The 15,081-nt window shown below is 66.4% G+C and carries 12 protein-coding genes; 8 read left to right on the forward strand and 4 right to left on the reverse strand.

The annotated features are described in order from the left end of the window. Window positions 1–130 precede the first annotated feature (130 nt). From ASC68_RS10305 to ASC68_RS10330, 6 genes are all read left to right on the forward strand, one after another. Window positions 131–1,546, forward strand: coding sequence for an MFS transporter (locus ASC68_RS10305; protein WP_055878414.1), 1,416 nt, complete (start codon window positions 131–133; stop codon window positions 1,544–1,546). Window positions 1,547–1,706: 160 nt separating this feature from the next. After that, window positions 1,707–2,027, forward strand: a complete 321-nt coding sequence (locus tag ASC68_RS10310; protein WP_055878415.1) for a hypothetical protein — start codon at window positions 1,707–1,709, stop codon at window positions 2,025–2,027. Between the two features lie 152 nt (window positions 2,028–2,179). Beyond that, window positions 2,180–3,307: an NADH:flavin oxidoreductase/NADH oxidase gene (locus ASC68_RS10315; protein WP_055878417.1), complete on the forward strand. Its 1,128-nt coding sequence runs from the start codon at window positions 2,180–2,182 to the stop codon at window positions 3,305–3,307. A gap of 72 nt (window positions 3,308–3,379) precedes the next feature. Further along, complete coding sequence (locus ASC68_RS10320; protein ID WP_055878418.1) at window positions 3,380–4,516, forward strand: LuxR family transcriptional regulator; 1,137 nt, start codon at window positions 3,380–3,382, stop codon at window positions 4,514–4,516. An 83-nt stretch (window positions 4,517–4,599) separates the two neighbouring features. Further along, entirely contained in the window at window positions 4,600–4,917 is a 318-nt protein-coding gene (locus ASC68_RS10325; RefSeq protein ID WP_156387305.1) for a hypothetical protein, read from the forward strand. A gap of 165 nt (window positions 4,918–5,082) precedes the next feature. Further along, a complete protein-coding gene (locus ASC68_RS10330) occupies window positions 5,083–5,511 on the forward strand; it encodes a hypothetical protein (protein ID WP_055878422.1) in 429 nt (142 codons plus the stop codon). Window positions 5,512–5,731: 220 nt separating this feature from the next. On the opposite strand, the gene ASC68_RS10335 is transcribed toward ASC68_RS10330, so the two are convergent. Beyond that, entirely contained in the window at window positions 5,732–6,940 is a 1,209-nt protein-coding gene (locus ASC68_RS10335) for a multidrug effflux MFS transporter (RefSeq protein ID WP_055878424.1), read from the reverse strand. Window positions 6,941–7,177: 237 nt separating this feature from the next. Between ASC68_RS10335 and ASC68_RS10340 the strand changes: the two genes are divergently transcribed. Both ASC68_RS10340 and ASC68_RS10345 read left to right on the forward strand, forming a co-directional pair. Continuing rightward, on the forward strand, window positions 7,178–7,840 hold the full coding sequence (locus ASC68_RS10340; protein ID WP_055878427.1) for a TetR/AcrR family transcriptional regulator: 663 nt from the start codon (window positions 7,178–7,180) through the stop codon (window positions 7,838–7,840). A 230-nt stretch (window positions 7,841–8,070) separates the two neighbouring features. Continuing rightward, window positions 8,071–9,909 (forward strand): ABC transporter ATP-binding protein, encoded by a 1,839-nt coding sequence (locus ASC68_RS10345; protein ID WP_055878429.1) that lies wholly within the window; start codon window positions 8,071–8,073, stop codon window positions 9,907–9,909. Window positions 9,910–10,059: 150 nt separating this feature from the next. Here ASC68_RS10345 and ASC68_RS10350 read toward each other — a convergent pair whose 3' ends face one another. Genes ASC68_RS10350 through ASC68_RS10360 form a run of 3 tightly spaced genes read right to left on the reverse strand, consistent with a single transcriptional unit; the run spans window position 10,060 to window position 14,888 of the window. Further along, window positions 10,060–11,712, reverse strand: coding sequence for an SDR family oxidoreductase (locus tag ASC68_RS10350; RefSeq protein WP_055878431.1), 1,653 nt, complete (start codon window positions 11,710–11,712; stop codon window positions 10,060–10,062). Continuing rightward, window positions 11,709–12,944 carry an NAD(P)/FAD-dependent oxidoreductase gene (locus tag ASC68_RS10355; protein ID WP_055878433.1) on the reverse strand — a complete coding sequence of 412 codons (1,236 nt, stop codon included), beginning with the start codon at window positions 12,942–12,944 and terminating at the stop codon, window positions 11,709–11,711. Before ASC68_RS10355 ends, ASC68_RS10350 begins: the two co-directional genes overlap by 4 nt. Window positions 12,945–12,974: 30 nt before the next feature. Further along, the gene (locus tag ASC68_RS10360) at window positions 12,975–14,888 is read right to left on the reverse strand and encodes a potassium transporter Kup (protein ID WP_055878435.1); all 1,914 of its coding nucleotides are present in this window, start codon (window positions 14,886–14,888) and stop codon (window positions 12,975–12,977) included. Between the last annotated feature and the right edge of the window lie 193 nt (window positions 14,889–15,081).

Raw genomic sequence — 15,081 nt, forward strand, 5'->3', positions numbered from 1 at the left:
TCTCTGTCAGTCGGGCTGATGTGTGCACCCGCGACACGTCGCCCGAAAATCCTCCGCCTCATCCTATTCGCCGATAGGCGTGGCCGGTGAATGATGTATTGGTACCATACTAGTCATTTGCATCCTCGCCATGTCCACACCGCTCAGCCCACACGCCCGCAACGTCGCCCTCGTGGTCGCCGCCACGCTGTTCATGCAGTTCCTGGACGGGGTGATCATCGTCACTGCCCTGCCCCGCATGGCGCAGGATTTCAACGTCGGGACGCTCGAGATGAGCCTCGGCGTCACCATCTACATGCTGGCGGTGGCGGTCTGTATTCCCGCTGCAGCCTGGCTCTCCGACCGGTTCGGAGCACGGCGCGTCTTCGTCGTGGCGATCGCGCTGTTTACGCTCACCTCGATCGCATGCGGCATGGCAGAGGATCTGGGCCAGTTCGCCATTGCCCGGGCGCTGCAGGGCGCCAGCAGCTCGGTGCTGTTCCCGGTGGGACGCATCATCGTGCTGAGGACCGCGCAGAAATCCGAGATCGTCTCGGCCATCGGGCTCACCATCTGGCCGGCGCTGTTTGCCCCGGTGCTCGGTCCAGCGCTCGGCGGCTTCATCACCGAGTACATTTCCTGGCACTGGAATTTCTGGATCAACATCCCGCTCGGCATCATCGGCATAGCGCTGGTGCTGGCGATCGTGCCGAAAGACACCGAGTTCGCAGAGCGGCCGTTCGACGGTATCGGCTTCGTCCTGACCGGTATTACGCTGGGCTGCCTGCTCTACGGCTTTGACGCGCTGGTGCAGGGCGGGCTGCCGGTGTGGCTGTCGGCACTGCTGATCGCCATTGGCCTGGCCGTCGGCACGGGCGCGGTGTTCTGGCTGCTGCGCGCCGACCATCCGCTGATCGATTTGCGGACGCTCGGCATCCGCACCTTCGCCGCTACCGACGCCAAGGCCGGCGCGATCTTGAGGACCGCGATCAACGCCACGCCGTTCCTGCTGCCACTGATGTTCCAGGTCGCCTATGGCATGGATGCCCTGAGCGCCGGCGGGCTGGTGGTGATCTATTTCTTCGGCAATCTCGCCATCAAGGCGGTGACCACCCCGACGCTGCGCCGCTTCGGCTTCCGCAGCATCCTGACGGTCAATGGCGTACTGGCCGGCGTCTCGGTCGCGGCCTGTGGCCTGCTCGGGCCACAGACGCCGTATCTGCTGACGGCTGCCGTGCTGTTCATCGCCGGCGCCACCCGCTCGATGCAGTTCACGGCGCTGGCGACGCTGGCCTTCGCCGACGTGGATGCCAAACAGCGCAGCTCCGCCACCACCATCTCGAGTATGTCGCAACAGCTCTCGATGGTGTTCGGCGTCGCCGTCGCCGCCGGCTGCCTCAACCTCAGCCAGATGTGGCGCGGCGCGCCGACGCTCGGGGTGATCGACTTCCAGATTGCCTATCTGGTGATGGGCCTCGTCATCATCGTCTGTGCGCTGCAGCTGCTGACGCTCGAGCGAAACGCCGGCGCCGAAGTATCGGGCCACCAGCGGCCGCAGGCAGCCTGAGCTTTCCCTCCCCCTGCCCGCAGGCCGCAAGCAGACCGATTGACTGCCCTCGTTGCTCTGCTAGCAATTGTCTCGGGGGAGACGATGCGGCACGTCCTCTCGTCATTGGGGGGACAAGATGACTTCTGTATTTCGTACAGCCGCATCGGCGGCATGTCTTATGTTGCTGGCCGGCTGCAGCGGTGACGCCTGGATCACCGGCGGCGAGTTGATCCGCCCGGGTGAGCCCACCGGGACGATCACCGTGGTCAACGGCACTAGCCGGGTGATCGACGTCATCCTGATTTCCGAGTGCGGCGCCTCGACCTACGGGCTCGACCGGCTGCCCGACACCGTCGCCCTCGGGTCCGGGCAGAGCTACAGCTTCACTGTTTCGGCGGGCTGCTGGGATGTCGATGCTGGCTCGGTTGGCTATGGCGAAGCCCGCCAGCGCCTCAGTGTGGCCGCCAACGGCATCACCGAGTACACCGTTACCGACTAGCACGATCCCGTTATTTGCCTTCGAGGCCGGGCTCCGGTCCGGCTGACACGGCCGCGTGGGCGCGCTGTCCGATCACTTCATCGGCACTTGCCGATGGATGCCGACCGGTGCATGGTGCGGCCGACTTCAACCCAGTGCAGCAAACCTCCCATATGTCCCAGCTTTTCTCGCCGTTCACACTGCGTGGCCTGACCATGCGCAATCGCACGGTCATCGCACCGATGTGCCAGTATTCGGCCCAGCACGGTCTCGCCAATGACTGGCACTTCGTGCATCTGGGGCGCTTTGCGCTCGGCGGCTTCGGCCTCGTCATCCTCGAGGCGACCGGTGTCACGCCCGAGGCACGCATCTCGTATGGCGACCTCGGGTTGTGGAACGACGAGCAGATCGCGCCGCTCAAGCACATCGTCGAGTTTCTGAAAGCCGAAGGCGCGGCGACCGGTATCCAGCTCGGCCATGCCGGCCGCAAGGCGGCGACGCCGATCGCATGGCGCCGCGGCTTTGATGAAACCGAAGCCGACAAGCGCGACTACGCCTACGAGACCTGGGTGCCCGAAGCCCCCAGCGCCGAACGCCATTCCGACAATCCCAATTTCCAGATGCCGGTGGCGCTCGACAAGGCGGGGATCCAGCGGGTCGTGCAGAGCTTTGCCGATGCCGGCCGCCGGGCTGACCAGGCCGGCTTCGATACGGTCGAGATCCACGGCGCGCATGGCTACCTGATCAGCCAGTTCCTGTCGCCGCTCGCTAACCACCGCACCGACGAATATGGCGGCAGCCGCGAGAACCGCATGCGTTTCGCCCTTGAGGTAACCGAGGCGGTCCGCGCCGCCTGGCCCGAGGACAAGCCGCTGATCGTGCGGCTGTCGGTGACCGATGGCAGCCCCGGTGGCTGGGGCATCGAGGACTCGATCGTCTTGTCGCGCGAGATGCAGGCGCTGGGCGTCGATATGATCCACTGCTCGTCAGGCGGCTTCGACGGCTATTCGCTGAAGGCGGCGCCGCTCTATCAGGTGGAACTATCCAAGGCGATCCGCGCCGCCGGTGTCCCGACGATCGCAGTCGGGCTCATCGATGACGCGAATGATGCCGAGCGCATCCTCAACGAGGGCGAGGCGGATCTCGTGGCTTTTGCGCGTACCGCGCTCGAAGACCCCAACTGGCCGGTGCATGCGCGCCACACGCTGGAAGGCGGCGGCGATGCCTACCAGCTGTGGCCCAAGCAGGCCCGCAGCCGCATCCGCGACCGCGATCGCGCGCTGGGTATTCGGCAGTCATAATACGACTCTTGCCAAACGCTCCCGACCCGACCTAAGGTCTCGGCGCCGGGGGCGTCCAGGCGGAATACCACAGTGAACGAGTCTGAGGCCCTCTCCGGGCTGGTCGGCAAGATCTACGACGCAGCCATCGATCCGGGCTTCTGGCCTGATGCCTTGCGGGAAACAGCGCGGTTTGTCGGCGGCTGTTCCGCCGCCATCTACAGCAAGGACCCCACCAGTCGTTCAGGCGGCGTGCTCTATGACGACGGTGGCCTGTCGCTGGCCTATCGCACGGCCTACTTCGAGCGCTACGTGCAGCTCGACCCCGCCACGACGCGACACTTCTTCACCGAGATCGGCGAGCTGGTCTCCACCATCGACATCATGCCGCACGCCGAGTTCCAGCAGTCGCGCTTCTATCGCGAGTGGGTGCAGCCGCAGCAGCTGGTGGATTTCGTCAGCACCGTTCTCGACCGCTCCGGGACCTCGGCCTCGATGTTCGGGGTGTTCCGCCATGAGCGCGACGGCATCGTCGATGAGGCGACGCGCCACCGCATGCAGCTCGTGGTGCCGCATATCCGCCGCGCGGCGCTGATCGGCCGGGCGATGGAACAGCACTCGGCGCGCGCCGAGGTGCTGGCGAGCTCGCTCGACACCATTCGGGCCGGCATGTTCCTGGTTGGCGCCAACGGCGCGCTGGTTCATGCCAATGCAGCCGGCCACGGCCTGCTCGCACCGGGCGGGCCGTTGCGCGTCGCTGCCGGCCGGCTGGTCACCACCGATGCAGCGCTGGAACAGTGCCTGCGCGACGCGGCGTCGTTCGACGAGGGAGGCGACGCACTGCTCGGCGAGCGCGGCATCGCCCTGCCGCTCACCGGCCCTGGCGGGGAGGCACTGGTCGCCCATGTGCTGCCGCTGAGCTCGGGCTTTCGCCGCCAGGTTCGCACCAGCACCGCTGCCGTGGCAGCGCTGTTCGTGCAGCGCGCCGAACTGCACATCGAAACGGCGCCCGAAGCGCTGATCCGCGCCTATGGACTGACGCCGGCCGAGTTGCGGGTGCTGCTTGCCATCGTCGAGATCGGCGGCGCGCCGGAGGTCGCCGAGGCGCTTGGTGTCAGCGAGACGACGGTGAAGTTCCACCTGCGCCGGCTGTACGAAAAGACCGGCAGCCGACGGCACGCGGACCTCGTGAAGCTGCTCGCCGGCTTCACCAGCCTCGCCAGCACATGACGGCCCATCCGTTCGGAGGGCGAACGCGTCGCCGGGATCGGCAATATCGGCGGCACGGGGGGCTCCTCACAGGGAGCCGAGTTATGACGAGATCAATGATCCTGCTGTCGGTGGTGTGCCTCTGCCTCGTCCCAGGCTTCGCCTTGGCGGCGACACGGGTCACCGAGACGCAGGTCCGGAACGTCTGCGGCAAGGACCTGCAATCTGGTGGCGGCGCGATCGGCTGTTCGAAGAAATGCGGCAACACGGTCTGCGACTACGGCTGCTACAAGGACAAGTGCAACGTGATCGTGTTCAGGGCCGCTCCGGCCGCCGGAACGCATGTGCCGATTGAGCGCGGATCCCTGCTTTCAGGCTCCGGCGAGTCACCTTCCCCACCGCCGCCGCCAAGCATCGAGTAGCAGCCCCCACCCGCGTTGCTACTTCGATACGGCCGGTGAGCCCCACGCTCATCGGCCGTTCATTTTCCCACGCTAATGATCCGATTTCCGTCGCAATCCCCGTGCCTCCTTGCATGCCGACTGCGCCGCACCCATCTTCGGATCACCACGGGAGTTAGACGCCGAATGACCAGCAAAGCCGCCCTCTTCGCCTTGCTCGCCATGTGGGGCGTCGGCTCCACCAGCTGCCTTCCGGCTTTCGCCGAGGATACCCCCACCGAATCCGCCACCGACGCCAAGACCAGCAAAGCCGGTCTCGTCGACCGGGTCTGGACCAAGGCCGATGGCGATCTGCCCGGCGTGATGAAGATCTTCCTCTCCGATGGCACGCTGGTGCAGGATTCCTGCTGGGAAACCCACCGGCTCTCCGCTTGGGAGCTCACCTCGGAGACCGCTCTCAAGTGGAACGAGGACGGCATGGATATCAATGCCGACATCGTCTCCCTGACCGACGCCGAGCTGGTGCTGAGCCTCAAGCTCGGCAGCGACGCGGTCGAGGAGAAGTATGTGACGGCGACAGTGCCGTATGTCTGCCCGGATATGCCGAAGAGCTGATCGACAAGGTCGACTGATAGAGACGGCCCCCTCCCATCCTCCCCCATAAAGGGGGAGGTGAAGAGTCGAGGCTCTGTCTTCGATGGTGCCAAATACACTGCGGGAGCACCTCCCCCTTTATGGAGGAGGATGGGAGGGGGCCGTCCGCTTCAGTCGTCTCCCCCAAGAGAAAGGGCGCGGAAGTTTCCTCCCGCGCCCACCATCCTGCATGGGATAGCTGTTATTCCGCCGGTGCGCCGACGACGGGGGTGACCGTGGTGCGGATGGTCAGCTGGGTCAGGATGAAGGCGAGGATGGCGCAGATGGCGAAGCCGACAACCATCGGGATGGCGGTGCCATCGTGGAAGGCTCCGACAATCCCCATCACCACGGCACCGAGCACCATCTGCAGCGTGCCCATCAGGGCCGATGCGGTGCCAGCAAACTCGCCATGCTCTTCCATCGCCAGGACGCCAGTGGTCGGCAGCACCAGGCCGAGGAAGCCGAAGGCAATGAACATCAGGCCCGAAAGCACCCACATGCTGTCGATGCCGGCGACGAAGATGCCGGCCAGCAGCGCCATCGACAGCGCAAAGCCGGTTACCGCCGTGCGCACTACCCGCTGCAGGCCGAAGCGCTTCACCATGAAGCCGGTCGACTGCGACACCGCAAAGAACGAGATCGCGTTGACCGAGAAGGCGAGGCTGTATTCGGTCGGCGTCAGCCCGTAGTGCTCGATGAACACGAAGCTGGAGTTGCCGATGAAGGCCATGAAGGCCGACATGCCGAAGGCGCCGATGAAGGTCAGCCCGAGGAAGTTCCAGTCCTTCAGCAGCATGCCGTAGCCGCGGATGGCGCTGCCGATGGTCGACTCGGTGCGCTGGTGCTTGGGACGCGTTTCCTTGAGGGCGACGATCGAAAGGATCAGGCCGAACACGCCGACCGCACCCATCACCCAGAACAGCAGCCGCCAGTCGCCGAAGGCGATGACCACACTGCCCGCCAGCGGCGCAAGAATCGGCGAGATCGAGAACACCAGCATGATGAGGCTGAACAGCTGTGCGGCCTCGGCGCCGGTATACTCGTCACGCACGATGGCGCGCGGCAGCGACATTGCCGCGCAACCACCGATACCCTGGATGAACCGCGAAACGATCAGCCACTCGACCGAAGGCGCCACGGCGCAGCCGATGGAACCGGCGATGAAGACCAGCGTGCCGATATAGAGCGGCGGCTTGCGGCCGATCATGTCGCTGATCGGACCATAGATCAGCTGTCCCACAGCGAAAGCGGCCATGAAGGACATCAGGCTGAGCTGCACCGACGCGTCGGTGACGCCCAGTTGCCCGCCGATTTCCGGCAAGGCAGGCAGATACATGTCGATGGCGACGGGGCCGATCACCGACAACAGGCCAAGCACGATGGCCATACGGATGAGTTTTGCGTTCATAGCAGTAAATCCCAACACTGCTTGTGTGACTGAGAGCGGGCAGGCGATCCGGCAACGAGCGTCGGACAGAGTTCGGCCGCGCGCGGATCACCCCCGCGCGTCGTTTGCCTCCCTCGCCGGTGTACCCGGTTCAGCTGCCGCTTGAATGACACCTGAGTCCACAAAATTGGACACTAGTGTCAAAGTGACTTTTGGACACTCTTGTCCAATTCGTCAAGTGCTATTATCATCCCTCGCATGGAGATCAGCCACGACCTCGTTCGCAGCCCTGCCATGCAGCGGGGGAACTACAACAAGCGATGCGCCATCATCAGCGCCGCCACGGCGGTGTTCGTGCGCGATGGCTATGTCGGCGCCAGCATCGACGCGATCGCCGAAGAGGCGAACGTCTCGCGGCAGACGATCTACAACCAGATCGGCGACAAGGAGCGGCTGTTCGTCGAAGTGGTGCGTGGCATCAACGAGCAAGGCAGCGCGCGGCTGGTCGAGACGCTCGCCACCTTCCCCGATGCCCCGCAGGATATCGGCCGCGAACTGGTGGAGTTCGCCATCCGGCTGACGCGCAATTGCCTTTGCGACGAGGGTTCGCGGGCGCTGCGCAAGCTGATCGAGAACGAAGGCAGCCGCTACCCCGAGCTGTTCGAGACCTGGAAGGACTATGGCCCGGGCAAGAACTGGCCGGCCATTTCGGCCCGTTTCGCGCGCCTGGCGCGCGACGGCGATATCGAGCTCGATGACCCTGACCTGGCGGCTCGGCAGTTCATGGCGCTGATCCGCGCCGACCTGCCGAACGAGCCGGGCGAGACGGTCAGCAACGCCGAGCTTGAGCAGGCCGCCCGCAATGGCGTGCGAACATTCTTGCGCGCCTACGGCAAGCGCGACGCCGCCCTGGCGCTGTAGGGAGCTTTGCCCTCCCGGTGCAAATGCTCAAGCGCCGGAGCGGGCTGACCCCCAGCGGACATTGTAGCCGCGCCGCCACACTCCCCGTCCTGATCGCACGCGCCCCGGTTGCCCGGCGCGCAGGCTCGGCCTATGGTCCGCTTCCTAAATCGCTGCCCCCAGGGAGTTCAGAATGAAAGCGACGCTGTCCCACCAGAAAGGAGCCTATTTCAGCAAGGACACAACGCTTCATGCCTTCTCACTCCCCGCGCGCGAGGAAAAACCCGCAGCGCCCTAACCGCTTTCGCAGCCTCTTCGCCAACCCGACCGATCCCGCTGCCCGGCAGCGCAATCGTTCGCGAGCGCAAAAGTTCGTTTCCTACTATCGGCCGCACCTGCCGCTGCTCGTGGCGGACCTCTGCTGCGCCATCCTCGTTGCCGGCACCGCTATCGCGCTGCCGCTCAGCGCCAACTTTGTGACGACGCGCCTGCTCGCCCTGCCCGAAGCGCCCGAGGCGTTCTGGCAGATCCTCTTCATCGGCGCGTTGATGCTTGCCATCCTCGCGGTCGAAGTGGCGGCGACCTTCTTCGTCGACTACCAGGGCCACGTGATGGGCGCCCGCATCGAGGCGGCGGTGCGCCAGGAGCTGTTCGAGCACTGCCAGAAACTGTCCTTCGGTTTCTACGACCGGCAACGCACCGGCCAATTGATGAGCCGGATCAGCAACGACACGCTGTGGCTGGGCGAACTGTTCCACCATGGCCCGGAAGACCTGGCCATCGCGGTGTTCAAGTTCGGCGGCGCCATGCTGGTGCTGTTCTTCATCGATCCGGTGCTGGCCGCCCTGATTCTCGCCCTCACCCCGTTCGCGGTGGCCTATGCGCTGCATTTCAACCGGCGGATGAACCGGGCGCTGGAACGGAGCAAACAGCAGATCGCGGCGGTGAACGAGCGGGTCGAGGACGCACTGGCCGGTATCCGGGTCGTGCAGTCCTTCACCAACGAGGGGCTGGAGACCGATCGCTTCGCCGAGCAGAACCGCCGCTTCGTGGTCAGCCGCGCCGATGGCTATCGCTCGGAGGCCTGGTTCTCGGCGGGGACCGAAAGCTTTGCCCAGCTGGTCACCATCATGGTGGTGGTGGTCGGGGCGCTGCGCATCCTCTCGGGTGAACTGACGGTCGCCGAAATGCTGACCTTCCTGCTCTGCGTCGCGGTGCTGGTCGATCCGGTCAAGCGGCTCGCCAACTTCGCTCGGCTGCTGCAGGAGGGCTATACCGGGTTCGTGCGCGCCATGGAGATCCTCGAGGTCGAGCCCGATATCACTGACCGGCCCGGTGCGGCGCCGATGCCGGTGCCGCGCGGGGCGATCCGCTTCGACGACGTGACCTTCCGCTACGAGTCGAGCGGGCCGCAGGTGCTCAGCAAGCTGTCGCTCGACATCGCGCCGGGTGAGTTCGTAGCGCTGGTCGGCCCGTCTGGAGTGGGCAAGAGCACGCTCTGTGCGCTGATCCCGCGCTTCTACGATGTCGATGCGGGCGCCATCCGGATCGATGGGCGCGACATCCGCGATGTGCAACTGGCCTCGCTCCGCCGGCATGTCGCGGTGGTGCAGCAGGATGTCTACCTGTTCGCCGGCTCGGTGGCCGAAAACCTCCGCTACGGCCGGCCCGACGCCACCGACGCCGAGATCGAGGCTGCCGCCCGCGCCGCCAATGCACATGAGTTCATCATGGCGCTGCCCAATGGCTACGACACCGATGTCGGGCAGCGCGGCGTCAAGCTCTCGGGCGGGCAGAAGCAGCGCCTCACCATCGCCCGTGCCTTCCTCAAGGACCCGGCGATCCTGATCTTCGACGAGGCGACGAGCGCGCTCGACAACGAGAGCGAGCGGGCGGTGCAGCAGGCGCTGCTGACCCTCGCCAAGGGACGGACCACCATCGTCATCGCGCACCGGCTCTCCACCGTGCGCCATGCCGACCGCATCCTGGTGCTCACCCGCGACGGGGTCGCCGAAGAAGGGACGCACGAGGCGCTGGTGGCGCGGGATGGCGTCTATGCAGCGCTGCACAGCGTGCAGGCTAGTATTTAGCCCCCGCGATGCAGGCCATCGCCTCCCTCCCCCTTGAGGGGAGGGATCGAGGGAGGGGTGGTGCAGTCGGCACCGAGGTCCCCCTCGCCACCCCCACCCCCAACCCCTCCCCTCCTAGCGGACGCGGTAGCGCCGCGAGGGGGAGGGGAGCTAGAGAACCAAATACCCCCGGTACGCCACCAACCGTCCGAACAGGGGCAGGCCGATATCGACTTCGAAGCGGTGGCGGCCGCCCTCGTCGACCCGCTCCTCGGCGGTGATGCGGGGCAGCAGCAGGCCGGGGAGCGGCACGTTCCAGATCCGGCCGGAGACGCGCTGCATGTCGAGCCCGTCGCCGCGCGGCACCAGGCGCATGCGGATGGCGACGGCACCGAACCGCTCCTCGATCAGCCCGTCGGGCGCCGCGCTCATCACCGAGCGCATCGGCCGGTCGGCGAAGAAGCGCGTCCAATGCTCCCTGCCCTCGCGACTCTCGATCACCACCCGCACCGGCAGCCGGCCCTCGTCGAGCGGCAGGCCGAGGCGTTTGGCGAGGAAGCGGGCGACCGGGTTGGTGGCTGGGGCCACCACTGCCTCGCCTTCGGCGATCACCGCCGGCCGGCCGCGATGCAGCCGCCGCGTTACCTCAGGCAAGCGGTCGAACCCCTCGCCCATCACCCGCCGGTAGAGCGGCTTCTCGCCCCGGAACGCCACCTGCTTGGTCTCGATGGCGAGGCCTTCGAGCCAGGGCTTGATCTGCTCGAGGCTGACGACGCCAGCGGCCGAGCGGGCGCCACCGCGCAGCCGGCCGCCAAAGGTCAGCTGCTCGATGATCGCCGCCGTCGGCAGCACCGGCACATAGGGGCCGTCGCCATTGGCGGCCCTCAGCCACCAGCGCACCACGCGTGGGTCGCCGCGTGCATCCTGCCCCGCCGCCTCGACCAGCATGCCGCCGTCGGCGGTGCCGAAACGATCGAGCCAAAGTGCGATCTGCGTTCCGAGGCCGGCGAATACGCCCGCCGATTTGACCAGCCCCCAGCGCACCGGCAGCGCGGCGACGCCGATCAGCCAGTTGAGCACCGGCAGCTCCATTCCGGCATCGAACCCAGCCCGGACGCGTGGCGCAAAACGCGCGGGCAGCAGGTCGAGATCGGGAACGTCGGCCAACATGGCGCGGCGGGGCGGCAGCCCTTCGATGGTGACCGAGCGGCCGCCGCTCCAGCCGCGGCCCCGCTCCCAGCCGGCCTCGCGGAACACCCGGACCGGCTGACCAACCCAGCTCAGGATACCCTCGATGACCGAGCGGCCCTTGGGCGTCCTGTTGCCGGGAACGATTGCAACATCCACGCTGTCGACGGCCAGCCAGGCGCTGGTGACCTGGTCAAGCACGGCGTGGGTCAGCCCGGGTGTCGAGCTGGCGCCCGAGATTACCGAGATGGCGACGGCGCGGGCCGCACTGTCGAACCTGGCGATGCCGGCAACGAACGCCCTCGAGTCGGCGATGTCGACATAATGGCAGCGCGCGCCGATCGCCGCCTCAATCAGCTGGGTGCCGCTGAGCTGGAACGGGCCGGAGCAATCGACGACGACGTCGCAGTCGATCTCCTTCAGCCGTTCGACGCCGATGCGGTCGCGATCGATCAAGACGAAGCCGTATTCGCCCTGCTCGTCGATTGTCCGCAACTCGCGCTGCAGCGCCACTGCCCGGCGTTCGGTGCGCCCACCGAGGCTGACGCGAAAGCCCTTGCGGCGCGCCAAGAGGCGCGCCAGGCGCGAGCCGAACACGCCGGCGCCTCCGACGATGAGGATATGCGGGCGGCTCATGCCGCAACCTCGCGTAACGATTCCGTTTCCAGTTGCACCGCCTTGAGCGGGTTGAGCAACTGCCCCGACACCATGGTGGCGAGCAGCCAGGGCAGCGGCGGCAGCCTGGCTACCGCCGACACCAGCACGTCGCGCGCCAGCGGCAGCAGCACGCCATCGGATTGATAGAACGGGGTGAGCGTAAGCGACAGCAATTGGTAGAGCCGTACGTGCCAGCGGCGCAACCGCGCATAGTCGCTGAGGGCCTCACCGACCGAGGCGGCCCCGGCAAGCGCTCCGGCCAGCGCCGCGGCATCGAGCAGCGCCATATTGGCACCCTGCCCGAGCTGCGGGCTGGTGGCGTGGGCGCTGTCGCCGATGAAGACGATGCCGTCGCCGGCCGGAACCGCGAGCGTATGGTGGGCATAGCGCGCCAGCGTCATCTCGTCGAAGCCGCGGATCGCCTCGAGATGCGGCGCCGTTTCCGGCCAGTGCCCCAGCACTTCGTCGCGCCAGCCATCGATGCCGGCGGCCTGCAGCGCCTCGAAGGTTTCGGGCTTGAGACTCCAGAAAAACGCCGCGAGCTCCGGTCCGTCGCGGCGCTGGCGGCCGACCGGCAGCACGCCGATCATCACACTGGCCTTGCGATAGCGCTGCATCAGCGCATCGCGGCGGAACCCTTGATCGACCCAGGGCACCGTGCCCCAGATGGCGCCGAAGCTCAGCGGCCGCGAGGTGCTCGGCAGCTTCGCCTCACGCTTCAGCGGCGAGGCCGAACCCAGCGCGTCGACCACCAGATCGAACGGCCCTTCACGCCCCTGCAGGGCGCGCAACCACTGCTTGCCACCGGCGCGCTCCAGCGCCTCGATGGCGAAGCCGGTGCGGATCGGCAGACGCTCGGCCACCACGGCGTCATGCAGCACATTGAACAGCGCCGCGCGGTGGACGGCGATGGCGTGCACATCGGGGCCGAGGGGGCGATAGCCCACGTCGAGCACCACCCGGCCACTCTGCGCGTCGGTGCCGATCAGCCGCTCGACTCGCGAGCCGAGCGCGGCGATCTCGGGATAAAGGCCAAGTGCCGCCAGCACGGCGAGGCCGGTGGGCTGCAGCATCAGGCCCGAACCGAGCGGGCGTGGCGTCTCGAAGCGCTCGAACAGCCGGACGCGATGGCCGGCGCGACTCAGCAGCAGCGCCGCAGCCAGTCCGCCCGGGCCAGCGCCCGCGATCGCAATATCAAATGATTTCAGCAGTCTCGCGTCCCCAGGGTACCCGAGGACGGACTAGATCACCACCTGCGTGCCGATTTCAACCACACGGCCGGTAGGAATATGGAAGTATTCCGTTGCGTCGGTGGCGTTACGGGCGAGACCGATGAAGATCCGGTCGAGGAAGAGCGGCGCGCCACCCTTCAGCGACGGCTTCAACGAGCGGCGCGACAGGAAGAAGGACGTCGACATGATGTCGAACTTCCAGCCGAGCTTGCGAGCCAGCGCCAGTGCTTTGGGGATGTTCGGCGTCTCGATGTAACCGAAGGTCACCACCACGCGGTAGAACAGGTCGTTATAGGCATCGATCCTGATCTTTTCCTCGTCGGCGACACGCGGCCGATCCGAGGTGACGACGGTCAGGATCACGTTGTGCTCGTGCAGCACTTTATAGTGCTTGAGGCTGTGCAGCAGTGCGGTCGGCGCGCCCTCGATGTCGGAGGTGAGGAACACCGCGGTGCCAGGGACGATGGTCGGCTTCTTCTTGGCGAGGTTCTCGACCAGGAACTCGAGTGGCACCTCGTCACGCCGGGTCTTTTCGGCCAGCCGGCGGCGGCCCCAGATCCAGATCGTCATCATCGAGGCGATCAGCGTCGCGACCACGGCCGGCACCCAGCCGCCCTGCGAGAACTTGGCGGCGTTGGCGATGAAGAAACTGGTGTCGATCACCAGCAGCGGGGCAATCACCACCACCGCGACGATGAGGCTCCATTTCCACAGCCGCCACATGACGATGAACAGCAGCACCGCCGTCACCAGCATCTCGCCGGTCACCGCGATGCCGTAGGCGGCCGCCAGCGCCGTCGACGAGCGGAAACCGACGACCAGCAGCACGACGCAGATCAAGAGCAGGAAGTTGACCTGCGGCATGAAGATCTGCCCGGCCACCTCCTCGGAGGTGTGGCGCACTTCGAGGCGCGGCAGGAGGTTCAAGTGCATGGCCTGGCGAACCAGCGAATAGGCGCCAGTGATGACCGACTGGCTGGCGATGACGGTGGCGAGCGTTGCCAGGCCCACCATCGGCAAACGGGCCCAGTCGGCCTGCATTTCGAAGAACGGGTTGACCACCTCGTGCGGGTGGCTGAGGACGAAGGCGCCCTGCCCGAAATAGTTGAGCAGCAGGGCCGGGAACACCAGCAGCAGCCAGGCGAGGATAATCGGCCGGCGGCCGAAATGCCCGAGGTCGACATACAAAGCCTCGGCGCCCGTCACCGACAGGAACACCGCCCCCAGCACCACGATCGAGATGCCGGCATGGGTGTAGAGGAAGGTGATGCCATGCGCCGGGTTCAGCGCCATCAGCACCTGCGGCGCATCGGCGATATGCAGCAGACCGGTGCCGCCAAGGACAACGAACCAAATGGCCATCACCGGCCCGAACACCGTCGATACCCGCGCCGTGCCGAAACGCTGCACCATGAACAGCCCGATGATGATCACCACCGTCATCGGCACCACCCAGGGGGTAAGCCGCGGCTCCACCACCTCGAGGCCTTCGACTGCCGAGAGCACCGAGATGGCCGGCGTAATGATCGCATCACCGAGGAACAGCGCACCGCCGACGATGCCGAGCCCGAGGATCCAGGCCGGCCGCTTGGCGAAGGCGTTGCTGGCGAGGGTCATCAGCGACAGGGTGCCGCCTTCGCCCTTGTTGTCGGCGCGCAGCACGAAGATCACGTACTTGACCGTGACCACCATGGTCAGCGACCAGACGATCAGCGACAGCAGCCCGAGCACCTCGGGCTCATTCGGAGAGCCACCGGCCGCGTGCAGTGTGTCGCGGAAGGCATAGAGGGGGCTGGTGCCGATATCGCCGAAGACGACGCCCAGGGCGCCGAGAATGATAAGGGGTAGCTTGCCTGTGGCGTGGCCGGTTTGTTCGGTCGCCGTGGCGCCGGCCGTCACGCCGGACGAAGTGGTCTGGGTCATATGCCCTTCGCTCACCCTGTTATCGGGTGGGCGGCTGTCTACACCCGACCACCGGCGCACTCAACGGTCAAATTCCGCCGAGGCTCGCATTTGCTGATGGACAGTTATGCGGATTTGCGTGGGCACGACAACGGAAAAGGGGCGGCGCCATGGGAAGCACCGCCCCCGACCGGGGTGCGAAAGGAGGAGAACC

The organism is Devosia sp. Root105 (assembly GCF_001424865.1).
Classification (GTDB): Bacteria; Pseudomonadota; Alphaproteobacteria; order Rhizobiales; family Devosiaceae; genus Devosia_A.

Coding starts and splice junctions, on each gene's coding strand:
- ASC68_RS10305 (WP_055878414.1), top strand. CDS start 131: ATGTCCACACCGCTCAGCCCACACGCCCGCAACGTCGCCCTCGTGGTC.
- ASC68_RS10310 (WP_055878415.1), top strand. CDS start 1,707: ATGTTGCTGGCCGGCTGCAGCGGTGACGCCTGGATCACCGGCGGCGAG.
- ASC68_RS10315 (WP_055878417.1), top strand. CDS start 2,180: ATGTCCCAGCTTTTCTCGCCGTTCACACTGCGTGGCCTGACCATGCGC.
- ASC68_RS10325 (WP_156387305.1), top strand. CDS start 4,600: ATGACGAGATCAATGATCCTGCTGTCGGTGGTGTGCCTCTGCCTCGTC.
- ASC68_RS10330 (WP_055878422.1), top strand. CDS start 5,083: ATGACCAGCAAAGCCGCCCTCTTCGCCTTGCTCGCCATGTGGGGCGTC.
- ASC68_RS10335 (WP_055878424.1), bottom strand. CDS start 6,940: ATGAACGCAAAACTCATCCGTATGGCCATCGTGCTTGGCCTGTTGTCG.
- ASC68_RS10340 (WP_055878427.1), top strand. CDS start 7,178: ATGGAGATCAGCCACGACCTCGTTCGCAGCCCTGCCATGCAGCGGGGG.
- ASC68_RS10345 (WP_055878429.1), top strand. CDS start 8,071: ATGCCTTCTCACTCCCCGCGCGCGAGGAAAAACCCGCAGCGCCCTAAC.
- ASC68_RS10350 (WP_055878431.1), bottom strand. CDS start 11,712: ATGAGCCGCCCGCATATCCTCATCGTCGGAGGCGCCGGCGTGTTCGGC.
- ASC68_RS10360 (WP_055878435.1), bottom strand. CDS start 14,888: ATGACCCAGACCACTTCGTCCGGCGTGACGGCCGGCGCCACGGCGACC.